Below are 23,557 nucleotides of genomic sequence, written 5' to 3'. Positions count from 1 at the left end.
GGCGGAAAGCCTATCGGCGCCCGCACCGTGCCTTGGACGCCCGGCGACCAACGACGAGGCGGTCTGTCGCGTCGTCCGGATGGACGACGCGACAGACCGCCGGGTGGAGCACCGGTCCGGTCAGAGGTTCGGCGCCGTCTCCGGGTGCTCGGCGTCGTACTGGGCGCGCTCGCGGTCGATGCGACCGCCCAGGCGCAGGGAGACGACCCACATGGCGACGAACACCACGCCGACGACGAACATCATCGGCAGCAGCAGGCCCATCGCCAGCACCGGGACCTGGACGACCGTCCCCGCGTAGTACCCCATCGGCGTCCCGACCATGCGGGACATCACCAGCAGCACCACGAACAGCACCCCGATCACGAGCCACAGGGCGAGCGGCGACTCGATCACCAGCGGTCCGCGCTCGTAGCCGGTGTTCCGCAGCCCGTAGAGGGCGACGCCGGCGAACAGCACCACGAACGCCTCCAGCTGCAGCATCATCGACGTGAACTGCACCTTGGCGGGCTTGCGGGGCTTGATGCGGTCCCCCGGGCGGGGCCGGTCGTCCTTCTTGCTCACGACCCCACGATATCCGCGCGCTCGCGGGTCCCGGGACCGTCGTCGTCGCCCGCGGCGCCCGCCACGACCTCCGCCGCACCGTCCGCCGCACCGTCGACGACCGGCAGCTCGTCGAGCGCCCCCGTCTTGGCCGGGTCCGCGACCGCCTCCCCGCGCGCCACCATGCCGGCGACGTCGGAGAGCTTGATCACGGGCAGGAAGAACGCCAGCACGAGGCCGACCAGGACCAGGGGCACGAGGTACCAGAACGACGGCGCGAGGGCGTCGGCGTAGGCGTCGATGATGCCCGACTTGAGCGGCTCGGGCAGCGACTGCACGACGCCCGGCGTCAGGCTCGACTCCCCCGCGCCGCCGGCCCCGGCGGGCGCGCCCGCGAAGACCTCGGTGAGGTTGTCCGTGAGACGCGTGGTGAAGATCGTCGTGAACAGGGCGGAGCCCACGGCCGCGCCGATCTCGCGGAAGAAGTTGTTCGAGCTCGTGGCGGTGCCCAGCTCGTGCGGGTCGACCGCGTTCTGCACCGCCAGCACGATGGTCTGCATCACGAGGCCCATGCCGGCGCCGAGCGTGAAGATCATCGCGCCGAACGTCCACATCGACATGTCGCCCGACAGGCGGGTCAGCCAGACCATCGCGAGCGCGACGACGACCAGGCCGGCCACCGGGTACGCCTTGTACTTCCCCGTCTTGGAGATCGCGATACCCGAGACGATGGAGGTGAGCATCATGCCGGCCATCATCGGGAGCATCAGCCAGCCCGACTCGGTGACGCCGGCGCCCGTGGACATCTGCAGGAACGTCGGGATCATCGCCATCGCGGAGAACATGCCCATGCCCAGCACGAGGCCGATGAGCGTCGTGATGGTGAAGGTGCGGTTCTTGAACAGGCGCAGCGGGATGAGCGGCTCCGCGACGCGGGTCTCGATCAGGATGAACGCGGCCACCGCCGCGAGCGTCACCACGACGAGGCCGGACAGGCGCCAGTCGGTCCAGTCGTAACCCGACGACGACAGGGACTCCCAGCTCGTGACGAGCACGATGCCCGTGGTCGCGATCGCCATCGTCACGATGCCGCCCCAGTCGACCGGGCGCGACGAGCGGTGCGAGGGCAGCTTGAGCGCGAACCAGGCGACGACGAACGCCGCGACGCCGACGGGCAGGTTGATCCAGAAGGTCCAGCGCCAGCCCGGACCCTCGGTGAGCCAGCCGCCGAGGAGCGGGCCGAGGACGGCGGAGATGCCGAAGAGGGCACCGAGCGGGCCCATGTACTTGCCGCGCTCGGAGGCGGGCACGATGTCGGCGATGATCGACTGCGACAGGATCATCAGCCCGCCGCCGCCGAGGCCCTGGACGGCGCGCCACAGGACGAGCTCGACCATGTTCTGCGACAGCGCCGCGCCCACGGACGCGAGCGTGAACAGCCCGATCGCGACGAGGAACGGCCAGCGCCGCCCCATGAGGTCGCCGAACTTGCCGTACAGGGGCATGCCGATGGCGACGGCCAGGATGTAGGCGGTGACGACCCACCCCTGGTGCTCGACGCCGTTGAGCTCGCCGACGATCGTGGGCATCGCGGTGCCGACGATCGTCTGGTCGAGGGAGGACAGGAACATCGACGCCATCAGGGCGCCGAAGATCAGCCAGACGGTGCGCTGCGTCAGGACGACGACGGGCTTGTCCGGCGCGGCAGCAGGGGCACTGCTCATGGGACACCTCGGATCGGTGGCGCGTGGGGGCGCCGGGGTAGAGACGGGGGCTGGGGGTGGTGCTGACGAGACGTGCGGGCGGGACGCCCGCCGCTCAGGAGGTGAGGACGGCGGCGAGCTGGGCGACGACGTGCGGCACGTGGTCGCCGACGTCGCCCTCGTGGCCGGTGCGCGCCCAGTCGTCCATCGCCGCCCGCGTGACGACGAAGACGACCATGGCGCACATCTCGGGGTCGGCCGGCAGGGGGGCCGCCTCGTGCCGCCGCTCGAACAGCGCGACGACCTGGGTCTTGTGCCGCTCGAACCACGCGAAGTGCCTGCCGAGCAGGCGGGGTTCGAGCTGCAGGATCTCCATCACCTGCTCGCCCTGGTGCTTGCCGGGACCGGCGAACGCGGAGAGCAACGACCGGACGAGCACCTCGAGGTCCGCCACCAGGCGCCCGGTGGGGCCTCCGGCCGCGAACGCCTCGCGGGTCTCGGCGCTCAGCTCGAACGAGCCCTGACCGAGCACCGCGTCGTCCTTCGACTCGAAGTAGTTGAAGAACGTGCGGGGCGAGATCTGGGCCGCCTCGGCGATCCCCTCCACGGTCACGGCGTCCAGGCCGCGCTCGAGCACGAGGCGCTGGGCGGCGTCGACGATCGCGTCCGTGCGCGCGCGCTTCTTGCGCTCACGCAGTCCGAGGTCGCCGGCGGGAGGAGTCACCGGACAATCATGCACCCACTGCAATATTGCACCAAGTGCAATTTCCTGTGAGGGTGGTCACACCTCACCGAACCCGCCCTCGATCAGCCCGACGACCGTGTCCACGGCGTCGCGCGCGTCCGCCCCGCGCGCGGAGACCTCGACCTCGGTCCCGGCGGCGGTGCCGAGCGCCATGAGCTGCAGCACGCTCGTCGCGTCGACGCCCTGGAGGGTGACCGGCCCGCCGAAGGCCGCCGCGGCCCGCGCCACCACCGCAGCCGGGCGGGCGTGCAGTCCCAGGGGGTTGCGGATCACGACCCGGGCCGAGACCGCCTCTCCGGCGCCCGCGGCGGTCTCCGGCGTCGCGGCAGGGGCCGGGGCGGTCGGCGCGGCGGGCGCCCCCGCCCCCTCGGCGGCGGCCAGCACCGCGTCCAGGCCGGCGCCCTGCTGGGCCGCGACCGCCGCGGCGACGGCGCCCTCGACGAACGGAGCGTCGGCGAGGCGCACCCGGCCGGCCAGCTCGTCGTCGAGCTCGAGCGCCGTCTCGACGGTCAGCACGGCCGAGCCCAGGTCCGCCAGCACCACGACGCCGTCGGCGCGCGGCAGCGCGCGCCCGAGCGCGTCCTGCACCACCTCCAGCGACGTGCCCAGGCCGCCCTCGCCGTCGCCCGCCCCGCTCTCCAGGACGACGTCCGGCGCCATCTCGCGGGCCAGCTCGACCGTGCCCTCGGCGAGCCGCGCCGAGTGGGAGACGAGCAGCAGCCCGACGCTCATTCCCCGACCGCCTCCGCCTCGCTCTCGACCGGCGGAGCGTCGAGCGCCGCGTCGAGGGCCGCGCGCAGCACCAGCGCCGTCGAGCGCGCGCCCGGGTCCTCGTGGCCGGCGCTCCGCTCCCCCAGGTAGGACGCGCGCCCCTTGGTGGCGACGAGCGGGATGGTGCCGGTGGCCCCGGCGTCGGCCGCGTCGGCGGCGGCCCGCAGCACGCCCACGGGGTCCTGGCCGGCGTCCGCGGCGGCGGTGGCCGCCTCGACCGCGGGGGCGAGGGCGTCGACCATCGTCTTCTCCCCCACCTGCGCCTTGCCGCGCGACGTCACGCCCTCGAGCGCGGCGTCGAGCAGCACGACGACGCCGGACCCGTCCACGCTGGGGCGTGCCGACCGCTTCGCCGCCCGCAGGAACGCCGTCCCGTACAGCGGACCGGAGGCGCCGCCGACCTTCGACATGAGCGTGGTCGCGACGAGCATCAGCACGTCGCCCACCTCCGCCCGCTCCGCGGCGCCCGGCTCGTCGAGCTTCGCGACCACCGCCTGGAACCCGCGGTGCAGGTTCTCCCCGTGGTCGCCGTCCCCGATCTGCCGGTCGAGCTCCGTGAGCTCGTCCTTCGACCCCGCCACGACGTCGGCGGTGCGCCGCACCCAACGCTCCGCCCATGCCACGTCGAGACCCATGACCGCACGCCTCCTCGCCTCGGGGCGCCCCGCGGCGCCCGTCACCAGTGCAACGCCGCCGTGCGCACCGGCGCGTCCCACAGCTCCCGCAGCTCGTCGTCCAGCCGCAGCACCGTGATCGACGCGCCCTGCATCTCCAGCGACGTCACGTAGTTGCCCACGAGCGACCGGGAGACGGTGACCCCGCGCTCCTCGAGCAGCCCGCGCGCTCGACCATAGACGACGTACAGCTCCGACAAGGGCGTGCCGCCCATCCCGTTGACGAACAGCAGCACGTCCTCGCCGGCGGCCAGGCGCAGGTCGTCGGCCACCGGGTCGAGCAGGCTGCGCGTGATCTCGGTGGCGCCGGTGAACGGGATGCGGTGGCGGCCCGGCTCGCCGTGGATGCCGATGCCGATCTCGACCTCGTCGTCGGGCAGGTCGAACGACGGCTTGCCGACGTGCGGCACCGTGCAGGCCGTCAGGGCGACGCCCATGCTGCGCACGTTCGCGACGACTTGCCCGGCGATCTCGGTGACCTTGCCGAGGTCGTCGCCCCGCGCGGCCGCCGCGCCAGCGATCTTCTCGACGCACACCGTGCCCGCGACGCCGCGGCGCCCCGCCGTGTACAGGGAGTCCTCGACGGCGACGTCGTCGTTGACGAGGATCGTCGCCACCTGCGAGCCCTCGGCCTCGACGAGCTCGACGGCGGTCTCGAAGTTCAGCACGTCGCCGGTGTAGTTCTTGACGATCGCCACGACGCCGGCGCCCGAGTCCGCACCGAGGATCGCCGGCACGATCTGGTCCGGCGTCGGCGAGGTGAACACCGCGCCCGGGACGGCCGCGTCGAGCATCCCGTCGCCGACGAACCCGGCGTGCAGCGGCTCGTGACCGGACCCACCGCCGCTGACCAGGCCCACCTTGCCCGGGACGGGCCCGCCAGCCCGCGTCACGTACACGGGCTCGTGGTGCACGTCGACCAGGTCGGCGTGGGCGAGCCCGAACCCCGCGAGCGAGTCGGTCACCGCGTCCGCGGGCTCGTCGAGCAGCTTCTTCATGTCGTGCCTCCTCGCCTGCCACCGCCGTGCCACGCGGCGGCCTGCCCCCATCCAACACCCGGCTCGCACGGCACGCAGCACCCCCGCGCGGTACGGGGCGGGTGATCGTGCGTGCGCCCTCCCGACGTCCCGGAGCGGCGGGTCAGCCGCGGCCGAGCAGGATCCGGGCGTCCGCGACCGTGATGACCGAGCCGGTGACGAGCACGCCGCGGCCGGTGCCGACGCCGACCTGGTCGCCGCTCTCGGCGAGGTCGGCAGCCACCTGCAGCGCCTCGTCGAGGCGGGCGGCGGTGCGCACGCGGTCCTCGCCGAAGATCTCCTGGGCCACCTCGAGCAGGTCCTCGGGGTCGGCCGAGCGGGCCGACGAGTTCTTCGTGAGCACGAGCTCGGTGAGCGCCGGCTCGAGGGTCGCGAGCAGCCCCTCGACGTCCTTGTCCGCCATCACGGCGACGACGCCGACCAGGCGCGGCAGGTCGAACTCCTCGTCGAGCGCGTCGACGAGGGCCTGCGCGCCGTGCGGGTTGTGCGCCGCGTCCACGAGGACGGTCGGGCTGGAGCGCACCACCTCGAGGCGCCCGGGCACGACGACGTCGGCGAACGCCGTCTCGACCACCCCGCCGTCCAGGGCCCGGCCGCCGAGCAACGCCTCCACCGCGGCGAGCGCGAGGAGCGCGTTGTGCGCCTGGTACTCGCCGTGCAGCGGCACCAGCACCTCGGTGTACAGGCCGGCGGGGGTGCGCAGGTCGACGAGCTGCCCACCGACGGCGACCCGGCGGCCGGCGACCTCGAGCTCCACGCCCTCGCGCAGCAGGTGCGCCGACACCTCCGCCGCCCGCTCGCGCAGGATCTCGTCGACGACGACCTCCTGCTGGGCGCTGACCACCGTGGCGCCCTCCTTGACGATGCCGGACTTCTCCGTGGCGATCTCCGCCAGCGTGGAGCCGAGCCAGCGCTCGTGGTCGATCCCGACCGGGGTCAGCACGGCGACCTCCCCGTCGACGACGTTGGTGGAGTCCCAGCGGCCGCCCATGCCGACCTCCACCACGGCGACGTCGACCGGGGCGTCCGCGAAGGCGGCGATCGCCATCACCGTGAGCACCTCAAAGAAGCTGAGGGGCGGCCCGCCCGCCTCCTGCGACTCGCGGTCGACCACGCCGATGTACGGCGCCACGTCCTCGAAGACCTCCACGAACCGGGCGGCGCTCAACGGCTCGCCGTCCACCTGGATGCGTTCCGTGACGCTCGTGAGGTGGGGCGAGGTGAACAGGCCGGTGCGCAGCCCGTGCTCGCGCACGAGCCGCTCGGTCATGCGCGCCGTCGACGACTTGCCGTTGGTACCCGTGAGGTGGATGGCGCGGAACGCGTGCTGCGGGTCGCCGAGCAGCTCGAGCACGCGCCGCACGCGGTCGAGCGTGGGGTCGATGTCGTGCTCCGGCGCCCGCGACATGATCTCCGCGTAGACCTCGCGCAGCGACTCCTGCGCCACGGCGTCCTCCGCCGCCGCGCGGGCGGCCTGGCGCTCGGCCGCACGGGCCTTGCGCGCGGCGGACGAGGGCTTGTTGTCAGGCTCGGCGTTCACGTGCCGAGATTACGCGACGGGGTCCGGCCGGACACCACGCGGTAGTGCCTCCCGTGGCGCGGTAGTGCCCTGCGGGGGCGACCCGAGGACGGGAAGCACTACCGCGGCGCGAGCACCACGACCGGGGTCTCGCCGGCCCGGTGCGCGGCGAACCGGTCGATCTCGCCCCAGCCCTGGTGGCGGCCGACGAGCGCCCACAGCCGGTCGCGCTCCTCGCCCTGCGCCGCCGTCCCGCGCACGGGGCGCGGGCCGTCGACCGTGTCCACCTCGGCGTCCGGGTGGGCGCGCAGGTTGAGCCACCAGGCGGGCGGCGGGTCGCCCCAGCCGTTCATCGCGAGGGTGACGTACCGGCCGTCGTCCTCGACGTAGCCGAGGATGACCGCGCGCTCCTGGCCGCTGCGACGCCCGACGACGCGCAGGCGCAGCATGCCGAACTTGCCGCCGGGGGTGGGCCGGCGCAGCGGCCACCGCCCGCCGCTGATCCGGTAGCCGGCGCGCTGGACCGCCCACGCCGAACGGACGAACCAGCGCGGCGGGACGAAGGGGCGCTTCTCGGGGGCGGGTGTCGCGGCCATGCGGACTCCTCGCGGGGGTCGGCGCCGACGCGCCGGGGAGCACCAGCGTAGTCGGCCGCACGGGGGCCGCCCAGGCCCGAGCGTCCTCGTCGGTCAGGAATCCGCGGGTGAATCCTGACCGACGGGGACGCTCGGCAGGCGGGTCAGCGCTTGGCGACCCGGACCACGCGCTCGCCGTCGCCGGTCGCCACGGCGACGTCGAGCGCGAGGGTCTCGCGCGCGATGAGGTCGCGGTGCGCCTGGACGGCGGCGACGTGCTCGGCGGGGACGTCGAGCTCCAGCGCGATGCGGTCGCTCACCTCGAGGCCGGCGGCCTTGCGGGCGTCCTGCACGTCGCGGATGACGTCGCGGGCGTAGCCCTCGGCGCGCAGCGCGTCGTCGAGCGCGAGGTCCAGGACCACGAACCCGCCGCCCGGCAGCACGGACGCGGCCACATGCTCGCCGGCCGCGTCGCCCACGACGGTGGTGAGCTCGTACTCCGCCTCGAGCAGGGGCTCGTCGCCGGCGTCGGTCGTGACGACGACGGTGCCGTCGGCGTCCCGCCGCCACGCGCCCGCCTTCGCCGCCTTGATGACGGCCTGGACGCCCCGGCCCAGGCGCGGCCCGGCGGCCCGCGCGTTGACCGCGAGCCGCTCGGTGATGCCGAACCGCTCGGACGCGTCGGCGTCGGCCTCGACGAGGTCGACCGCCTTGACGTTGAGCTCCGACGTGAGCAGGCCCACGTAGTCCACCAACGCCGCCGGGTCCGGCACGGCCACCGTGAGGCGGGCCAGCGGCTGGCGCACGCGCAGCTGGTGCGCCTTGCGCAGCGCGAGCGCGCTGGACACGACGGCGCGCACCTCGTCCATCGCGGCGACGAGCTCGTCGTCGCGCACGAGGGCGGCCTCCACGACGACGTCCCCGCCGTCGGCCGCACCTGAGGCAGCCGGCCAGTCCGTGAGGTGCACGGAGCGGCCGCCGGTGAGGCCGCGCCAGACCTCCTCCGTGAGCAGCGGCGCGAGGGGCGCCATCACGCGGGTCAGCGTCTCGAGCGCCGTGTACAGCGTGTCGAAGGCGTCGGCGTCCTCGGCCCAGAACCGGTCGCGCTGGGTGCGCACGTACCAGTTGGTGAGGACGTCGAGGTGCTCGCGCACGGACTCGCAGGCGCCGGAGATGTCGTAGGCGTCGAGCTGCGACGTCACCGTGGCCACGAGGTCGTGCGTGCGCGCCAGCAGGTACCGGTCGAGGGCGGGCAGGCCGGGGACGCGCTCGGCCGTGACGGGCTTCGCGGTGTACCCCTGCCCGTCCGCCGCGCTGTTCGCGTACAGGGTGAAGAAGTAGTACGTGCTCCACAGCGGCAGCAGCACCTGGCGCACCGAGTCGCGGATGCCCTCCTCCGTGACGACGAGGTTGCCGCCGCGCAGGATCGGGCTGGCCATGAGGAACCAGCGCATCGCGTCGGAACCGTCGCGGTCGAAGACCTCGGAGACGTCCGGGTAGTTGCGCAGCGACTTGCTCATCTTGCGGCCGTCGGAGCCCAGCACGATGCCGTGCGAGACGGCGGTGCGGAACGCCGGCCGGTCGAACAGCGCCGTCGCGAGCACGTGCAGCAGGTAGAACCAGCCACGCGTCTGGCCGATGTACTCGACGATGAAGTCGCCCGGGTAGTGGTGCTCGAACCAGTCCGCGTTCTCGAACGGGTAGTGCACCTGGGCGTACGGCATGGAGCCGGAGTCCATCCACACGTCCATGACGTCCTCGACGCGGCGCATCGTGGACCGTCCCGTCGGGTCGTCGGGGTTGGGTCGGGTGAGCTCGTCGACGAACGGGCGGTGCAGGTCCGGCTCGCCGTCCGGGCCGAGCGGCAGGCGACCGAAGTCGCGCTCGATCTCCGCGAGCGACCCGTAGACGTCGACGCGCGGGTACGCCGGGTCGTCGCTCTTCCACACCGGCACCGGGGAGCCCCAGAACCGGTTGCGGCTCAGCGACCAGTCGCGGGCGTTCGCGAGCCACTTGCCGAACTGGCCGTCCTTGATGTGCTCGGGCGTCCAGGAGATCTCCTGGTTGAGCTCCACCATGCGGTCCTTGAACTTCGTGACCTCGACGAACCACGAGGACACGCCCATGTACATCAGCGGCTGCCGGCAGCGCCAGCAGTGCGGGTAGGAGTGGGCGTACGACTCGCGGCGCAGCAGCACCGTGCCCGCCGTGGTCGAGCCGGCGTCCGCCTCGCCGCGCGTGCGCGCCTTGAGGTGGTCGATGATCGGCAGGTTCGCGTCGAAGACCTGCAGCCCCGCGTACTCGTCGACCGGGTGCGTGAACTTGCCGTCCGCGCCGACGGGCATCACGGAGGCGACGCCCTCGCGGTCGCAGACGACCTTGTCGTCCTCGCCGAACGCGCCGGCGCTGTGCACCAGGCCGGTGCCGTCCGTCGTCGTGACGAAGTCCGCCTCGACCACGCGGTGCGCGCGCTCGCGGCCCTCGTAGTACGAGAACGGCGGGACGTAGGAGGTCTGCAGCAGGTCGCGGCCCGTGAGGCGCCCGACGACGCGCGGCGCCTCCTCGCCCTCGTCCGTGAGCTCGCGGGCGTACGCGTCCAGGCGCGCCTCGGCGAGGACGTAGCGCTGCGGGGTCCCCGTGAACGAGGACTCGACGACGACGTACTCGATCTCGGTGCCGACCATGACGAGCAGGTTGGACGGGAGCGTCCAGGGCGTCGTCGTCCAGATGAGGAGCTTGTCGCCGGGGCGCACGACGTCCTGCCCGGCGGGCACGGTCGCGACGTCGAAGCCGACGGTGACCGCCGGGTCCTGCCGCGTCTGGTAGACGTCGTCGTCCATGCGCAGCTCGTGGTTGCTCAGGGGCGTCTGGTCGTTCCAGCAGTACGGCAGCACGCGGAAGTCCTCGTACACGAGGCCGGCGTCGTAGAGCTTCTTGAAGCCCCACAGCACCGACTCCATGTAGGTGACGTTGAGCGTCTTGTAGTCGTGGTCGAAGTCGACCCAGCGCGCCTGGCGGGTGACGTAGTCGCGCCACTCGGAGGTGTACTTGAGCACCGACGCGCGGCACGCGGCGTTGAACTTCTCGATGCCGAGCTCGAGGATCTCGTCCTTGGTCTTGATGCCGAGCTGGCTCATGGCCTCGAGCTCGGCGGGCAGGCCGTGCGTGTCCCAGCCGAACCGCCGCTCCACGTGCTTGCCGCGCATCGTCTGGTAGCGCGGGACGACGTCCTTCGCGTAGCCGGTGAGCAGGTGGCCGTAGTGGGGCAGGCCGTTGGCGAACGGCGGGCCGTCGTAGAAGACGAACTCGTTGCTCCCGTTCTCCCCCGCCGGGTTCTTGGCCACGGACGCGCGGAAGGTGTCGTCGGCGGCCCAGAATTCCAGCACCTCCCGCTCGATCGCCGGCAGGTCCGGGGACGCGGGGACGCCGGCGATGCCGAAGGCGGCGCCCTGCTGTACTGCCTGATCAGGCTGGTCGGACGAGCGGTGCTGCGGATAGGCCATGGGTGGGCTCCTGGGCGGTGGTACGGGTCGACGTCGCTGCTGCCGTGCGAGGACGACTCCCCCGCCCCGAAGGACGCGGTCACCGCGGTACCACCTCGCTTGCGGACGCCGGTCGTGCTGGCGCCCGCCGCTCATCGGAGGCTGTGACGGGCCTACCCGTCCGGTTCTACTAGGAGTGGGGGTCACTCGGTTCTTCCGGAGGCTCACCGGTGATGGCCGGGTCGATGCCTGTGCGTCCATGGTAGCCAGCCGCGCAAGTGCGATCGTCGCGACACCGACAGCCAGCCGGCGACCGGCCTCGTCAGCCGTCCCGGCCGACGGCGAAGTGCTCCACCACCTCGCCGGTCGACACGTCCACGACGACGACGGACTCCCGCGGCCAGTCGGAGGTGTCGTCCGGCAACTGCCACCCCTCGACCTCGCCGCACCGGACACGGTCGTAGGAGGCGACGACGGTGTCGGACCAGGTGTTCACGAGGGCGACCCGGGGGTGCTCCCGCATCTGCTCGGGCCAGTCCGCCGGGTCGCGGAGCGGCTTCCCGTCAGCGTCGGCGGGTGTGCTGTTGAACCAGCCCTCGTAGCCGCCGTCGGGCTGCCCGGGGACGTCGTCGGTCCCCGCGAGGGAGGAGGGAAGCACCGCGCACAGGTCGTCCGCCGTGGCGCCGGGCGTGGGGTCGTGGGTGGTCGTGGCGTCAGGTGCTGCCGCGGCGGGAACGGCGTCGGGCGCCGGCTCGACGTCGTGGCCGCACCCGGCCAGCAGGCCCACGGTGGCGAGCCACCACGCAGCGACGACCCTGAAAGGAGATCGCGAGACCCGTCCGCCCACCTGGCACTCCGTCCGCCGAAACCTGGCACGCTCCGCCGCGCACCGCGGCAGAGTCAACCAGACGGCGCCGGGCCCGCACAGGCGCCGACGCCCGAAAACCCCGGGCGCGTTTGCGGCGGCACTCGCGATGATGGCGGGCATGGACGCGGAGAAGGTGGAGGTCGTCGTCGCCCACAGCCAGCGCGCGACGCTGCGGGTGGGCGACGTGTTCCTCAAGGTCGACGGCGACCCGTCGCACGCCGAGCGCGAGGCGCGGGCGATGGAGCTCGCTCCGGTCCCGACCCCCGCGGTGCTCTGGCGCGAGCCGCCCGTGCTGGCGCTCGCGGCCGTGCCCGGCACGGCGCTCGGCGTCCTCGGCGAGCCGTCGCCGGCGTCGTCGGAGGCGTGGGCGGCGGCCGGCGCGGCCGTCCGGGCCCTGCACGACGCACCCGTGCCGCCGTGGCCGGGACGCAGCGTCGACGACGTCGCGGCGGAGCTCGACCGCGAGTGCGCGTGGCTGCTCGCCCACGACGTCGTGCCCGCCGAGGTGGTCCGCAAGAACCGGGCGGTCGCCGAGGCGGCGCTGCGCCCGTGGGCGCCGGTGTTCGTCCACGGCGACCTGCAGCTCACGCACGTCTTCGTCGACGGCGACGAGGTCACCGGCATCATCGACTGGTCCGAGGCCGCCCCCGGCGACGCCATGTTCGACCTGGCCATCCTGACGCTCGGGCACGAGGAGCGCCTGGACGACGTGCTGGCCGGCTACGGCCCGGGCGCGGACCGGGCCGTCATCCGCGCGTGGTGGTCGCTGCGCAGCCTCACGGCGTCGCGCTGGCTGATCGAGCACGGCTTCGACCCCGACGCGCCTGGAGCCGAGCTCGACGTGCTCCGAGCCAGGATGCGGGAGTCTTAGCAGCATGGACGTCGAGTGCCCCCGGGTGGTGTGCCTGTGCGGCTCGCAGCGTTTCCAGGACCTGTTCGGGTCGGAGCGACGGCGCCTGACGGCGCAGGGCGTGATCGTGCTCGGCCCCGAGGCGGTCGACGGCGAGCTGACGCCATCCGTCCGCAGGGCGCTGGCACGGCTCCACCTGGCGCGGATCGACCTCGCCGACGAGGTCCGTGTCGTGAGCGAAGGCGGCTACGTGGGGACGACGACGCTCCGTGAGATCGCGTACGCGCGGGAGCGGGGCAAGACACTCAGCACCATGGACCCGGACCTCGACCTGTGAACCCGCCGTGTCATCCGAGCGGGTCGGCCGCCATCGCCTCGAGGGCGGCGAAGGGAGCCGGGCTCGCGAACGGTCCGCGCAGGGACGGCTCGTACGCGGTGAGCGGCCGTGCCTGGAAGAACGGCGTCAGCGCCGGGTCGTCCGGCTCGACGCCCAGCTCGGGAGCGGGCACGAACCCGAAGCGGGAGTAGTACGCCGGATCGCCGACGAGCACCACGAGCGGCTCCCCCAGCGCGTCGGCGGCGCCGAGCACCGTGTGCACCAGCGCCGAGCCGACGCCGCGGGCCTGGTGGTCGGGGTGCACGCTCAGCGGCCCGAGCACGAGCGCCGGCGCGTCGCCCACGCGGGCCCGCGTGCACACGACGTGCCCGACGACGGCGTCTCCCGTGTCATGCCCCGCGCAGGCCACGAACGCGAGCTCCGGGATCCAGCACGGGTCCGCCCGCAGCAGCCCGACCAGGGTCGCCTCGCCGGGAGCGCCGTCCGGTTCGACGGGCGGCGCCGAGTAGGTCGCGCCCGCGAAGGCGGCGGCGGTGACGGCGCGCACGACGGCGGCGTCGGACGGGAGCTCTCGGCGGATCAGCATGCGCCGATGGTGGCACCGGGCGCCCGTCGTCGTCGCCCGTTTTCCTGCCGGCTCCCGCGGGCCTTCTGCGCGCCCGACGGCGCGGGCTACAGTCCTCGGCATGCGCCGCGGTCGTCTGCTCGCCCTCATTGGCGCCGCCGTCGGAGCGCTCGCCGTCCTGGCCTCGAGCGAGCTGCTGAACCGGCGCTGGTCGAGAACGCTCGTGAGCGAACCCGCCGGCGAGACCCAGGCCGTCGTCGTCCTGGGCTTCCGCAACCGGGGGCCGGCCGCGAACGTCGTCAACCGGTGGCGGGTGCGCGCGGGGCTGCGGTCCCTCGACCCGGCGGCACGCACGCGGCTCGTCCTCAGCGGGGGCGCGACGACGTCGGGCCGCACCGAGGCCCGCGTGCTGGCCGACCACGCCGTCGCCGTGCTGGGGTACGACGGACCGCTTCTGCTCGAGGAGGAGAGCCGGGCGACCTGGGAGAACGTCGCCCGCGTCCTCCCGCTGGTCGAGGACGCCGACCGGATCACGATCGTGTCCCAGCCGGCGCACGCGCTGAAGGCGCGCGTGTACGTCGCGCGACAGCGCCCCGACCTGGTCGGCCGCCTCACGCGTGGCGCCGACCACCGCTGGGGCGAGTGGCTGCTGCTCAAGCCGGCCCTCGCGGCGTACGGGGCGTGGACGCTGCGCGGCGTGCGGGGCGACCTGCGCGGGCGGTGACGCCGAGCCCCGCTGCTCGTATCGTGGCGCCGTGACCGTCCTCCAGGCGCTGCTCGCCTTCGCCCTCGTCGCCGGGCTCCTCACCCTCGTCCCCGGCCTCGACACCGCGCTCGTGCTGCGCAGCACCGTGACCCGCTCGCGCTCGCACGGGTTCGCCGCGCTCGGCGGCATCCAGGTCGGCACCCTCGTATGGGGCGCCGCCGCCGCGGGCGGCGCCGCGGCGCTGCTCGCCGCCAGCCAGACCGCGTACCGCGTGCTCACCCTGGCGGGCGCGGCGTACATGGTCTGGATGGGGGCGTCGATGCTGTGGCGGTCGTTCCGACAGCCGCAGGACGCCGCGGCAGAGCTGGACGCGCCGCTGCCGTCCGGCGGCCGCTGGCGCGACTTCGGCCTCGGGCTGAGCACCAACCTCATGAACCCCAAGGTCGGCGTCTTCTACGTCGCCGCGATCCCGCAGTTCGTGCCCGACGGCGTCAACCCGCTGCTCATGGGCCTGCTGCTGGCCCTGGTGCACTGCGTGCTCGGCACGGCCTGGCTGTCGCTCGTCGTCCTCGGCGCGGGATGGTTCGGACCCCGGCTGCGCCGGTCCGGCGCCGTGCGGTGGGTGGACCGCGTCACCGGCGGGGTGCTGGTGCTGTTCGGCGCGCGCCTGGCGGCGACCGCGCGGGTCTGAGAAACCCCGCCGCACCGTTGTCGCCACGCCACCGCACGGTGGGCACATGACCACGACACCGAGCACCACCACCCTGAGCACGCCCCTGGCCACGACGCTGACCGCGCCCGACCTCCTCGACGGCTGGGGACGCCTCTGGAGCGGCGACCTCGCCCTCGCGCCGTCGCTCGTCACCGCCGACGTCACCGTCCGCTTCGGCAACCCGGCCCTCGCCGCCGACGGCGACGCGGTGCGCGGGCCCGACGCCCTCGCCGCCTTCATCGGCGCCTTCCGGACCGGGCGCGAGGGGCTGCGCTACGCCACCCGCCTCGCCCGCTCCGCCCCGGGGCACGTCGTGTCCGTCTGGTCCGCCGACGACGACGCGGCCGGGCTGCACGTCGGCGGCATCGACCTGCTCGACGTCGCCCCCGACGGGCGTGCCCGCCGCGTCTGGTCCGTGACCGCGGGCCGCCCCGTCGCCGCGGACGACGACGTTGCGCCCTGTCGCCCGCCCCGCCATCGCGCGGTGTCACCGGCGGCGGGCAGGGTGGCCCCGTGAAGCGGTCCGAGCGCCTGCACGCCGTCGTCGACCACCTCCGCGCGCGGGCGCCCCGCCCGGTCTCCACCGTGCGGCTCGCCACCGAGCTCGGCGTCTCGCGGCGGACGATCGAGCGGGACCTGGCGGCGCTGCGGGAGGCGGGCGTCCCGGTGTACGGCGTCGACGGCCGCGCCGGCGGGTACTCGATCCTCGCGGACTACTCGCTGCCGCCGCTCCACCTGCGGGCCGACGAGGCTCTCGCCGCGGCCGTGGCCCTCGGTCTGCTCCGGGGGTCGCCGTTCGACGGCGCCGCCCGCCGGGCCCGCGACCGGATCCTGGCGGGAGCGCCGGAGCCGGTGCGCGCGGCGGTGTCCGGCGGTGCCGTGCCCGTCGTCTCGGCCGCCTCGCCGGGCGCGGCCTACGCCGCGGCGACGACGCTGGACCTGCTGCCGGGCGCCGTCGCCGCCAGGCAGGTGCTGCGGCTGCGCTACCGCGGCGAGGAACGCGAGGTGGAACCGCTGCGGCTGCTGCGCGGCGACGGCCACTGGTACCTGGTCGCCTGGGCCCGCCCGGGCGGGGGCGTGCGTGGGTTCCGCGACGACCGCATCGAGTCCGTCGAGCCCACCGGGGAACGGTTCGTGGACCTGCACCGCGCGGCGGTGGACGCCGACCTGGCGCGGTGGGACCTCGCACCGCTCACCCCGTGACGCCGCGCGCTCAGGTGATCGTCAGCTCGATGGTGTGCCAGCCGGTGGCGCCGTCGGGCGCGGGCGGGGCCTCCGCCTCGACCTGGAGGTTGCCGTCGGCGTCGGTCGCGCGCACGGCGACGAGGTGGTCGCCGGGCGTCGCGTCCCAGTCCAGCCGCCACTGGCGCCACGTGTCCGGGCCGACGGTGTCGGCGAGGTCGGCCGCGACCCAGTCGCCGTCGTCGACCCGCACCTCCACGCGCTCGATCCCGGTGTGCTGCGCCCACGCGACGCCGGCGAGCGTCACCGCGCCGGCGGGCAGGTCGTCGCCCGGGCGCGGGACGTCGATGCGCGAGGACAGCTTGATCGGCCCGAGCGCGGACCAGCCGCGCGGCGTCCAGTAGCCCTGCTCGTCGGCGAACCGGGTGACCTTGAGCTCGGTGACCCACTTGGTGGCCGACACGTACCCGTACAGCCCGGGGACCACCAGGCGCGCGGGGAAGCCGTGCTCGGTGGGCAACGGCTGCCCGTTCATCCCGACCGCGACCAGGCACGCGCGGTCCTCCTCCTGCAGCACCTCCAGCGGCGTGCCCGCGGTGAAGCCGTCCGTGCTGCGGGAGAGCACCATGTCCGCGCCGCCCTGCGGCCTTGCCCGGGCCAGCAGCTCCCGGACGGGGTAGCCGAGCCACAGCGCGTTGCCGACGAGGTCGCCGCCCACCTCGTTGGAGACGCATGCCAGGGTGACGTGGTGCTCCTCCAGCGGCAGCGCGAGCAGGTCGTCCCAGGTGATCGTGAACGGCTCGTCCACGAGCCCGGTGATGGTGAGCGTCCAGTCCTCGGGGTCCACCTGCGGCACGACCAGGGCCGTGTCGATGCGGTAGAACTCGGCGTTCGGCGTGACGTACGGGGCGGCGCCCTCGACGCCGAGGTCGGCGCCCGCGGGCACGGCGGGCGCCGCCGTCGCGGGCCGGGGAAGCCGGATCGCCTCACGGGCCGCCGTCACCGCGCGGCCGCCCGCGGAGACCACGCGCGAGACGCCGAGCACGACGACGGCGCCGGCCGCCGTCGCGCCGGTCCACTGCAGGAAGCGACGCCGGTCGATCGCGTACCGCCGGTCCACGGCGGGCCGCTCGGCGATTCCTGATCGACCGCCGAGCCACGCCTCGACCCGGCGCAGCAGGGCGCTGAGCAGGGCGATCGCGGCCACCACCCCGAGCAGGCTGGGCAGCGCCCACGCGACGTTCGCCCCGGGTCGCCCCGCGGCCACGACGGCGGCGACCGCGCCCACGGCGCCCAGCAGGACGGCGCCCCACGGCGGACGGCGTCGCTCGAGCAAGCCCACGAGCGCGGCGCCGGCGAGGGAGACGACGCCCATCGTCGCGAGCAGGACGGCCTTGTCGGCCGTGCCGAACCACGACACCGCAAGGTCCTTGAGCCAGCCGGGGACGCCGTCCACCACCGCGCCCCCGACCGCCACGACCGGGCTCGACGACGGGTCGACGAACGCCGCGACCAGCTCCGCCACGGCCAGCCCGGCCGCCGTCGCGACCACGCCCGCGAGCGCCGACCACCAGCCGTCCCGCGGCGTCGGCCGGGGCGGGTACGACCGGTCCGGACCCGCCGGCGATGTGCTGCTCATGCCCCCAGCGTCCCACTCGGCGGCCCGGCGCCGGCGGGAGGTGACGAGACCGTAAGGAACTCCGGCCGGGCCGCGTCCCTCGCCGGGTCTCAGGCGCAGGGCTCGCCGTCCGGGCGTGCCGGCGGGCCGGGGTCGGGCCAGCCGGCAAGGTGCCCGAGCCAGGCGACCGCGAGCCACGACCCCTCCACGAGGACGTCCGTCCCCGGGCCGGCGAGCGTCGCGCGGCACGGGGAGTCGAGCGTCCACGGCCCGTCCTCCCCGGGCGCGAGCGTCAGGGAGCGGAGCGCCAGCGTCGCCCGGTCCAGCTCGACGTCGCGCGCCTCGCCGGGCAGGGCGATCCAGGTCCGCGACCGTGCGGCCCACAGCTCCGCGCCCTCCGCACCCGCCGGGAGCCAGTCCGCGGTGCCGCCCACGACGACGCAGGGCAGCTCGGGGACCGGCGCTGCGGGGTCGCGAGGCACCCGCGGCGCCTCGTCGCCGAGGCTCGACACGTCACCCGCCGGCGCGTTCCCGTTCGCGATCGACAGCGCGAGGTCGACCGCGGCGCGCACGAGCCCCGTCGCCGCGCCGGTGCTCTCCCTCACCCCGCGTCGCGGCCGGCGCGGCCGCCGCCACGAGATGGCGTCCTGCACGCGAGGGGTCATGCTGCCGGAGCGTAGCGCCGCTCGGCGCCGCCGGAGGTCAGGCTCGGCCGCGGGCGGTCAGTCCAGCAGGCGGCCGCGGACCCGGTCGAGCTCCCCGTCCGTCATGCCCTGCGCGCGCAGGAAGGCGGCGGGGTCCACGCCGTCGAGGAAGTTGTCAAGAGCGGCGGCGACGTCGTCGCACCAGGCCTCGAGCTCGTCCGGCCCGCGGTGCGGCTCGTCCCACCCCGGCTCGGTGGCGGCGCGGGCGTTGTTGGCGCGGACGGCCAGCAGGTAGTCCTCGACGATCGCCGCTCGTGGCACGCCCACCAGCACGAGCAGCAGCGCGGTGATCATGCCGGTCCGGTCGCGTCCGCCCGCGCAGTGGTAGACGGCGGCGCCGTCGGGCGCGGCGGCGATCGTGCGGAAGACGTCGGCGACGAGGTCGGGCCAGCGCTCGAGCACCGTCGCGTAGTAGCGCGGGGTGTGCAGGTGCGGCCCCCAGGCGGCCATGAACTCGGCGTCGTCGGGGTCCTCGACCGGGCAGTGGTGCCGGGTCACCGCCGGCGGCAGCTCCAGCGGCACGATCTCGGCCGCGTTGCGCAGGTCGACGACGGTCCGGACGCCGGCGTCGACCATCGCCGCGAGGCCCTCGCTGCCGGCGTGGTCGAGCCGCGACGTCCGGTAGAGGCGCCCGGGCCGGGTCCGCCCGCCGGCGCGGATGGGCAGGCCGCCCAGGTCGCGGGCGTTCGGGAGCGTGCCCCACCGGACGGCGCGGGGGTCCTCGGAACCGGTCGCGACGGGCGGCGTCTCGGCGGGCGGGGTGTCGGTGGGGAGCGTCACGGACGCCAGGCAAGCACACGTGACCGGCGGCGCGTACTAGGCTCGGCGACGGATCACGGGCACGACTCTGGCCCGTCGGCGCGACCCGGGCTGTGGGCCGCGGTTCCACCGGCGCGAGATGGCGCGCCGTCGGACGAACCACCGACGACGACCCCTGGAGCTTTCGCGTGCCCCGCCTCTCCCGAACCGCCGTGCCCGGCGCTGCCGTGCTCGCCCTGTCCCTCGCCGCCCTCGCGGGCTGCGCGCAGGACCCCGCCGACGCCACGTCGTCGGCCGCCCCCACGGACGCGTCCGCCGGGGGCACCGCCTATCCGCTGACGCTCGACAACTGCGGCGTCGAGACCACCGTCGAGGCCGCGCCGCAGCGCGTGGTGACCGTCAAGTCGAGCACCACGGAGATGCTGCTCGCGCTCGGCCTCGGCGACCGCATCGTCGGGTCGGCGTTCCTCGACGGCCCCGTGCCGGACTCCCTGGCCGACGCCGCCGCCGACGTGCCCGCCGTCGCCGACCCGATGGCCGAGCAGGTGCCCGGGGCGGAGGCGGTGCTCGGCCTGGAGCCCGACCTCGTCTACGCCGGCTGGGAGTCGAACCTCACCGCCGACGGCGCGGGCGACCGCGCCACGCTGGCCAAGCTCGGCGTCGCCAGCTACGTCTCCCCCGCCGCCTGCAAGGCGCCGGAGTACATGCCGGACCCGCTGACCTTCGACGACGTCTTCGCCGAGATCGACGAGGTGGGCGAGGTCTTCGACGCGTCCGACGCCGCCGCCGACCTGGTCGCGGAGCAGAAGGACACCCTGGCGTCCGTCACCCCCGACGACCGGGGTCTCACCGCGCTCTGGTACTCGTCGGGCGACGACATCCCCTACGTGGGGGCCGGCATCGGCGCTCCGCAGATGATCATGGACGCCGTCGGGCTGGAGAACGTCGCGGCCGACGTGCACGACACCTGGACGTCGTTCTCGTGGGAGCAGGCGATCGAGGCGGACCCGGACGTCATCGTGCTCGTCGACGCCACCTGGAACAGCGCGGACCAGAAGATCGAGCGCCTCGAGTCCAACCCCGCCACCGCCCGGATGACGGCCGTGCGGGAGGGCCACTACCTCACCGTGCCGTTCCCCGCGTCGGAGGCCGGCGTGCGCAACGTCGACGCCGTCGTCGACCTGTCCGCGCAGCTCGACGGGCTGGAGGGGCTCGAGCCGTGACGACGACGGCCCGGCCGGCCGCGGCCACCAGGACGAGCGAGCAGGCCACCACGGCGCCCGCGAGGCGCCGCGGCGCCGCCTGGTGGCTACCGGCGTCGGTGGTGGTGCTGGTCGCGGCCGTCCTCGTGACGGTGACGATCGGTCCGGCCGACCTGTCCGTCGCCGACGTCTGGCGCTCGATCGCGACGCACCTCGGGCTCGGCGGCGCGCTCGGCCTCGCGCCGCTCGACGCGCTGCCGGACGGGATGGTGTGGGAGCTGCGGCTGCCGCGCGTGCTGACCGCCGCGGCGGTGGGCGCCGGGCTCGCGGTGTGCGGTGTCGTCATGCAGTCCCTCACGCGCAACCCGCTCGCCGATCCCTACCTCCTCGGGCTGTCGTCCGGGGCGTCGCTGGGCGCAGTGCTCGTGCTCGTCGCCGGCCTGACCGTGCTGCTGCCCGTCGCCGCGTTCGGCGGGGCGGTCGCGGCGCTCGCCGCCGCGCTGGCGCTGGCCGGCGCGATCGGCACGATCACGCCGACCCGGACCGTGCTGGCCGGGCTGGCCGTGAGCCAGCTCGCGGCCGCGGCGACCAGCTTCGTCATCTTCTGGTCCGCGACCGGCGACTCGTACCGCGAGATCCTGTCGTGGCTCATGGGGTCGGTGGCCGGCGCGACGTGGACGTCGGTCGCGATCACCGGCGTGGCGGTGCTGGTGCTGGGCACGCTGCTCGCTTCGACCGGCTCGATCCTCGACGCGTTCACCTTCGGGGACACCGCTGCCGCGGCGCTCGGCGTCCCGGTCGCGCGGGTGCGGTGGCTGCTGCTGGTGGGGGTCGCGCTCCTCACGGGCGCGCTGGTCTCCCAGAGCGGGTCGATCGGGTTCGTCGGGCTGATCCTGCCGCACGCCGTACGGCTGCTCACCGGCGCGCGGCACCGGCTGCTGCTGCCGCTGTCGGCGCTGTGCGGGGCGTCGTTCCTCGTCTGGGCCGACACCCTCGCGCGCACGGTCTTCGCCCCGCGCGAGGTGCCCGTCGGCATCGTCACCGCCGCGATCGGCGCGCCGGTGTTCGCCCTCCTGCTGTGGCGCGGACGGAGGATCGCATGACCACCGAGTCACGCACGGAGGCACGCACCGAGACCCGCGCCGCCGCCCCCGTCGGGCGCGCGGCCCCGCCGGACGGCGACGGCCTCGACGCCGCCCGCGTCTCGTGGTCGGCGGCCGGTCGGCTGATCCTCGACGGGGTGGACGTCACCGCTCCCGCGGGCGCGGTGACCGGGCTGCTCGGCCCCAACGGGTCGGGCAAGTCGACGCTGCTGCGCGCGATCGCCGGGGTGCAGGCACCGTCGGACGGCGGGCCCGGTCCTGGTGCCCGCGTCGTCTTCGCCGGCACGGACCTCCTCGCGCTGCCACGGCGACGGCGCGCGCGGACGCTCGCGTTCGTCGAGCAGGAGGTGTCCACCGACCTGCCCGTCACCGCGGGTGACGCCGTCCTGCTCGGGCGCATCCCTCACCGCTCGCTGCTGGCCGGGGACTCCGCGGACGACCGCGCCGCCGCCCGCCGTGCTCTCGACGACGTCGGGGCGGCGCACCTCGCAGACCGCGAGGTCACGACCCTATCCGGCGGCGAGCGCCAGCGCGTGCACATGGCGCGCGCCCTCGCCCAGGAGCCCGCGCTCATCCTGCTGGACGAGCCGACCAACCACCTCGACATCGCCGCCCAGCTCGACGCGCTGCGCCTCCTGCGCGACCTCGCCGACCGGGGGGTCACGGTGCTGGCGGCCCTGCACGACCTGCAGCTCGCCGCCCAGCACTGCGACCACGTGGTGCTGCTGTCCGGCGGCCGCGTCGTCGCGGCCGGAGACGTGCGCGACGTCCTCGTGCCCGACGTCCTCGACCCCGTCTACGGCGTGCGCACCGAGGTGCTCACCCACCCGCGCACCGGGCGCCCGGTGCTGACGTTCACGCAGCCCGGCTGACCCGCCGGTTCAGGCGCGCGGTCGCCGCCCCAGCTCGATGGCCGGGCAGCGGTCCATGACCATGTCGAGCCCGGCGGCGCGGACTCGGGCGGCGGCGTCCTCGTCGATCACCCCGAGCTGGAACCAGACCGCCCGGGCGCCGATCGCGATCGCCTCGTCGGCGACGGCCCCGGCGAGCTCGGAGCGGACGAAGACGTCCACGACGTCGACCGGGAACGGGATGTCCGCCAGGCTCGCGTAGCCCTGCTCGCCGTGCACGGTCTCGGCGCTCGGGTGCACGGGCACGATCCGCTTGCCCGCGCGCTGGAGCACCTCCGCGACGCCGTACGCGGCGCGCTCGGTGTTGGTGGACAGGCCGACGACGGCCCAGGTGCTGGTCTCGTCGAGGACGCGGTCGATGGTCGCGTCGGCGTCGGTGGTGTCGACGGCCTCGGGCGTGCTCGCGCCTCGCGCCGCCGGCACCTCGATCGGCGTGTTCCAGTCCTTCGGGTCCCTGATCCTCATGCGTTCCCCTCCTGTCCGTACGGCCGTCCGAGCCGTCGTCCCGCCGTCATGCCAGCGCCAGCGCTACGCCCGCGAGCGCGCACGACGCCGCGCAGGCGACGGTCCGCACGTGGTTGAGCCGGCTCCAGGGCCGGTCGAACGCGACCCACCCGGCGGCGTCGCGGTGCGCCATGAGCGCGTCGTTCAGCGGCACGTTGCCGACCGCCGTCACCCCGAGCATGCCCGCGACCACGACGACGGCGCTCGCCACGACCAGCCACGCGCCGTCGTACCCGCCGACGAGGCCGACCACGGCCACGCCCACCGGCACGACCACTGCCGCGCCGAACAGCGTCATGAAGGGCGGACGTACCGCGTCGGAGTTGATGGCCGCCATCGCCGCCGCGGCATCGTCGGGGTCGAGCCGGCGCAGGCCCGCGACGACGAAGGTCGAGAACGCCGCGAACACCCCGCCCGCCAGGCCGGTGACCAGCACGGTCAGCACGAGGAGCGCGCCCCAGAGGTCCATGGGCCCATCCAACCAGCG

25 protein-coding genes are annotated in these 23,557 nt (G+C 74.8%); 9 read left to right on the top strand and 16 right to left on the bottom strand.

What is annotated here, in order from left to right; translation table 11 throughout:
- Positions 1-120: 120 nt before the first annotated feature.
- The 10 genes from ACQP60_RS03245 to ACQP60_RS03200 all read right to left on the bottom strand — a co-directional run bounded on the left by ACQP60_RS03245 (position 121) and on the right by ACQP60_RS03200 (position 11,836).
- Entirely contained in the window at positions 121-564 is a 444-nt protein-coding gene (locus ACQP60_RS03245; RefSeq protein WP_429728385.1) for a DUF4233 domain-containing protein, read from the bottom strand.
- A complete protein-coding gene (locus tag ACQP60_RS03240; protein WP_429728384.1) occupies positions 561-2,267 on the bottom strand; it encodes an MDR family MFS transporter in 1,707 nt (568 codons plus the stop codon). The genes ACQP60_RS03245 and ACQP60_RS03240 overlap by 4 nt, the downstream gene beginning before the upstream one ends.
- 94 nt (positions 2,268-2,361) lie before the next feature.
- Positions 2,362-2,970: a TetR/AcrR family transcriptional regulator gene (locus ACQP60_RS03235; RefSeq protein ID WP_429728383.1), complete on the bottom strand. Its 609-nt coding sequence runs from the start codon at positions 2,968-2,970 to the stop codon at positions 2,362-2,364.
- 57 nt (positions 2,971-3,027) lie between these two features.
- On the bottom strand, positions 3,028-3,723 hold the full coding sequence (dhaM, locus tag ACQP60_RS03230; protein ID WP_429728382.1) for a dihydroxyacetone kinase phosphoryl donor subunit DhaM: 696 nt from the start codon (positions 3,721-3,723) through the stop codon (positions 3,028-3,030).
- Positions 3,720-4,397 carry a dihydroxyacetone kinase subunit DhaL gene (gene dhaL / locus ACQP60_RS03225; protein WP_429728381.1) on the bottom strand — a complete coding sequence of 226 codons (678 nt, stop codon included), beginning with the start codon at positions 4,395-4,397 and terminating at the stop codon, positions 3,720-3,722. Before dhaL ends, dhaM begins: the two co-directional genes overlap by 4 nt.
- A 41-nt stretch (positions 4,398-4,438) precedes the next feature.
- Positions 4,439-5,434 carry a dihydroxyacetone kinase subunit DhaK gene (gene dhaK / locus ACQP60_RS03220; protein ID WP_429728380.1) on the bottom strand — a complete coding sequence of 332 codons (996 nt, stop codon included), beginning with the start codon at positions 5,432-5,434 and terminating at the stop codon, positions 4,439-4,441.
- A gap of 142 nt (positions 5,435-5,576) precedes the next feature.
- Positions 5,577-7,013, bottom strand: a complete 1,437-nt coding sequence (locus ACQP60_RS03215; RefSeq protein ID WP_429728379.1) for a bifunctional folylpolyglutamate synthase/dihydrofolate synthase — start codon at positions 7,011-7,013, stop codon at positions 5,577-5,579.
- A gap of 98 nt (positions 7,014-7,111) precedes the next feature.
- Complete coding sequence (locus ACQP60_RS03210; protein WP_429728377.1) at positions 7,112-7,588, bottom strand: nitroreductase/quinone reductase family protein; 477 nt, start codon at positions 7,586-7,588, stop codon at positions 7,112-7,114.
- Positions 7,589-7,731: 143 nt separating this feature from the next.
- Positions 7,732-11,070 (bottom strand): isoleucine--tRNA ligase, encoded by a 3,339-nt coding sequence (gene ileS / locus ACQP60_RS03205; RefSeq protein WP_429728376.1) that lies wholly within the window; start codon positions 11,068-11,070, stop codon positions 7,732-7,734.
- Positions 11,071-11,371: 301 nt separating this feature from the next.
- Positions 11,372-11,836 (bottom strand): hypothetical protein, encoded by a 465-nt coding sequence (locus ACQP60_RS03200; protein ID WP_429728375.1) that lies wholly within the window; start codon positions 11,834-11,836, stop codon positions 11,372-11,374.
- A 199-nt stretch (positions 11,837-12,035) separates the two neighbouring features.
- On the opposite strand from ACQP60_RS03200, the gene ACQP60_RS03195 reads away from it, so the two are divergent.
- The gene (locus tag ACQP60_RS03195) at positions 12,036-12,788 is read left to right on the top strand and encodes a phosphotransferase family protein (RefSeq protein ID WP_429728374.1); all 753 of its coding nucleotides are present in this window, start codon (positions 12,036-12,038) and stop codon (positions 12,786-12,788) included.
- A 4-nt stretch (positions 12,789-12,792) separates the two neighbouring features.
- Positions 12,793-13,104, top strand: coding sequence for a hypothetical protein (locus ACQP60_RS03190; protein WP_429728373.1), 312 nt, complete (start codon positions 12,793-12,795; stop codon positions 13,102-13,104).
- Positions 13,105-13,114: 10 nt separating this feature from the next.
- On the opposite strand, the gene ACQP60_RS03185 is transcribed toward ACQP60_RS03190, so the two are convergent.
- The gene (locus ACQP60_RS03185) at positions 13,115-13,690 is read right to left on the bottom strand and encodes a GNAT family N-acetyltransferase (protein ID WP_429728372.1); all 576 of its coding nucleotides are present in this window, start codon (positions 13,688-13,690) and stop codon (positions 13,115-13,117) included.
- 100 nt (positions 13,691-13,790) lie between these two features.
- Between ACQP60_RS03185 and ACQP60_RS03180 the strand changes: the two genes are divergently transcribed.
- From ACQP60_RS03180 to ACQP60_RS03165, 4 genes are read left to right on the top strand one after another with little or no spacing between them, the layout of a single operon-like run.
- Positions 13,791-14,393 carry a YdcF family protein gene (locus ACQP60_RS03180; RefSeq protein ID WP_429728371.1) on the top strand — a complete coding sequence of 201 codons (603 nt, stop codon included), beginning with the start codon at positions 13,791-13,793 and terminating at the stop codon, positions 14,391-14,393.
- Positions 14,394-14,424: 31 nt separating this feature from the next.
- Positions 14,425-15,066 carry a LysE family translocator gene (locus ACQP60_RS03175; protein WP_429728370.1) on the top strand — a complete coding sequence of 214 codons (642 nt, stop codon included), beginning with the start codon at positions 14,425-14,427 and terminating at the stop codon, positions 15,064-15,066.
- A 46-nt stretch (positions 15,067-15,112) separates the two neighbouring features.
- Positions 15,113-15,604, top strand: coding sequence for a nuclear transport factor 2 family protein (locus tag ACQP60_RS03170; protein WP_429728369.1), 492 nt, complete (start codon positions 15,113-15,115; stop codon positions 15,602-15,604).
- Positions 15,601-16,290, top strand: a complete 690-nt coding sequence (locus tag ACQP60_RS03165) for a helix-turn-helix transcriptional regulator (RefSeq protein WP_429728368.1) — start codon at positions 15,601-15,603, stop codon at positions 16,288-16,290. Before ACQP60_RS03170 ends, ACQP60_RS03165 begins: the two co-directional genes overlap by 4 nt.
- Positions 16,291-16,300: 10 nt before the next feature.
- On the opposite strand, the gene ACQP60_RS03160 is transcribed toward ACQP60_RS03165, so the two are convergent.
- The 3 genes from ACQP60_RS03160 to ACQP60_RS03150 all read right to left on the bottom strand — a co-directional run bounded on the left by ACQP60_RS03160 (position 16,301) and on the right by ACQP60_RS03150 (position 19,371).
- On the bottom strand, positions 16,301-17,908 hold the full coding sequence (locus ACQP60_RS03160) for a molybdopterin-dependent oxidoreductase (RefSeq protein ID WP_429728367.1): 1,608 nt from the start codon (positions 17,906-17,908) through the stop codon (positions 16,301-16,303).
- 89 nt (positions 17,909-17,997) lie between these two features.
- Positions 17,998-18,552, bottom strand: a complete 555-nt coding sequence (locus ACQP60_RS03155; RefSeq protein ID WP_429728366.1) for a hypothetical protein — start codon at positions 18,550-18,552, stop codon at positions 17,998-18,000.
- Positions 18,553-18,609: 57 nt separating this feature from the next.
- A complete protein-coding gene (locus ACQP60_RS03150; protein ID WP_429728365.1) occupies positions 18,610-19,371 on the bottom strand; it encodes a tyrosine-protein phosphatase in 762 nt (253 codons plus the stop codon).
- Between the two features lie 167 nt (positions 19,372-19,538).
- Here ACQP60_RS03150 and ACQP60_RS03145 point away from each other — a divergent pair, with 167 nt between their 5' ends.
- The 3 genes from ACQP60_RS03145 to ACQP60_RS03135 are packed head-to-tail and all read left to right on the top strand — an operon-like array spanning position 19,539 to position 22,527.
- Entirely contained in the window at positions 19,539-20,573 is a 1,035-nt protein-coding gene (locus ACQP60_RS03145) for a putative F420-0 ABC transporter substrate-binding protein (RefSeq protein WP_429728363.1), read from the top strand.
- Positions 20,570-21,655, top strand: a complete 1,086-nt coding sequence (locus tag ACQP60_RS03140; RefSeq protein WP_429728362.1) for a putative F420-0 ABC transporter permease subunit — start codon at positions 20,570-20,572, stop codon at positions 21,653-21,655. Before ACQP60_RS03145 ends, ACQP60_RS03140 begins: the two co-directional genes overlap by 4 nt.
- On the top strand, positions 21,652-22,527 hold the full coding sequence (locus ACQP60_RS03135; protein WP_429728361.1) for a putative F420-0 ABC transporter ATP-binding protein: 876 nt from the start codon (positions 21,652-21,654) through the stop codon (positions 22,525-22,527). Before ACQP60_RS03140 ends, ACQP60_RS03135 begins: the two co-directional genes overlap by 4 nt.
- Positions 22,528-22,536: 9 nt before the next feature.
- Here the strand turns inward: ACQP60_RS03135 and ACQP60_RS03130 are convergent, their stop codons facing one another.
- Both ACQP60_RS03130 and ACQP60_RS03125 read right to left on the bottom strand, forming a co-directional pair.
- A complete protein-coding gene (locus ACQP60_RS03130; protein WP_429728360.1) occupies positions 22,537-23,031 on the bottom strand; it encodes a CoA-binding protein in 495 nt (164 codons plus the stop codon).
- A 46-nt stretch (positions 23,032-23,077) separates the two neighbouring features.
- The gene (locus ACQP60_RS03125) at positions 23,078-23,539 is read right to left on the bottom strand and encodes an anthrone oxygenase family protein (protein WP_429728358.1); all 462 of its coding nucleotides are present in this window, start codon (positions 23,537-23,539) and stop codon (positions 23,078-23,080) included.
- Positions 23,540-23,557 lie beyond the last annotated feature (18 nt).

Origin of the sequence: Isoptericola variabilis (genome assembly GCF_050311655.1) — a bacterium.
Classification (GTDB): Bacteria; Actinomycetota; Actinomycetes; order Actinomycetales; family Cellulomonadaceae; genus Isoptericola; species Isoptericola variabilis.
Note: the sequence above shows the minus strand (reverse complement) of the source record. Positions and strands in the feature narration are given on the sequence as shown.

What these genes read in the sequence shown, in the direction of transcription:
- ACQP60_RS03185 (WP_429728372.1), bottom strand. Translation starts at nt 13,690, where the DNA reads ATGCTGATCCGCCGAGAGCTCCCGTCCGACGCCGCCGTCGTGCGCGCC.
- dhaL (WP_429728381.1), bottom strand. Translation starts at nt 4,397, where the DNA reads ATGGGTCTCGACGTGGCATGGGCGGAGCGTTGGGTGCGGCGCACCGCC.
- dhaK (WP_429728380.1), bottom strand. Translation starts at nt 5,434, where the DNA reads ATGAAGAAGCTGCTCGACGAGCCCGCGGACGCGGTGACCGACTCGCTC.
- ACQP60_RS03170 (WP_429728369.1), top strand. Translation starts at nt 15,113, where the DNA reads ATGACCACGACACCGAGCACCACCACCCTGAGCACGCCCCTGGCCACG.
- dhaM (WP_429728382.1), bottom strand. Translation starts at nt 3,723, where the DNA reads ATGAGCGTCGGGCTGCTGCTCGTCTCCCACTCGGCGCGGCTCGCCGAG.
- ACQP60_RS03135 (WP_429728361.1), top strand. Translation starts at nt 21,652, where the DNA reads ATGACCACCGAGTCACGCACGGAGGCACGCACCGAGACCCGCGCCGCC.
- ACQP60_RS03155 (WP_429728366.1), bottom strand. Translation starts at nt 18,552, where the DNA reads ATGACCCCTCGCGTGCAGGACGCCATCTCGTGGCGGCGGCCGCGCCGG.
- ACQP60_RS03210 (WP_429728377.1), bottom strand. Translation starts at nt 7,588, where the DNA reads ATGGCCGCGACACCCGCCCCCGAGAAGCGCCCCTTCGTCCCGCCGCGC.
- ACQP60_RS03125 (WP_429728358.1), bottom strand. Translation starts at nt 23,539, where the DNA reads ATGGACCTCTGGGGCGCGCTCCTCGTGCTGACCGTGCTGGTCACCGGC.
- ileS (WP_429728376.1), bottom strand. Translation starts at nt 11,070, where the DNA reads ATGGCCTATCCGCAGCACCGCTCGTCCGACCAGCCTGATCAGGCAGTA.
- ACQP60_RS03190 (WP_429728373.1), top strand. Translation starts at nt 12,793, where the DNA reads ATGGACGTCGAGTGCCCCCGGGTGGTGTGCCTGTGCGGCTCGCAGCGT.
- ACQP60_RS03130 (WP_429728360.1), bottom strand. Translation starts at nt 23,031, where the DNA reads ATGAGGATCAGGGACCCGAAGGACTGGAACACGCCGATCGAGGTGCCG.
- ACQP60_RS03240 (WP_429728384.1), bottom strand. Translation starts at nt 2,267, where the DNA reads ATGAGCAGTGCCCCTGCTGCCGCGCCGGACAAGCCCGTCGTCGTCCTG.
- ACQP60_RS03160 (WP_429728367.1), bottom strand. Translation starts at nt 17,908, where the DNA reads ATGAGCAGCACATCGCCGGCGGGTCCGGACCGGTCGTACCCGCCCCGG.
- ACQP60_RS03195 (WP_429728374.1), top strand. Translation starts at nt 12,036, where the DNA reads ATGGACGCGGAGAAGGTGGAGGTCGTCGTCGCCCACAGCCAGCGCGCG.
- ACQP60_RS03180 (WP_429728371.1), top strand. Translation starts at nt 13,791, where the DNA reads ATGCGCCGCGGTCGTCTGCTCGCCCTCATTGGCGCCGCCGTCGGAGCG.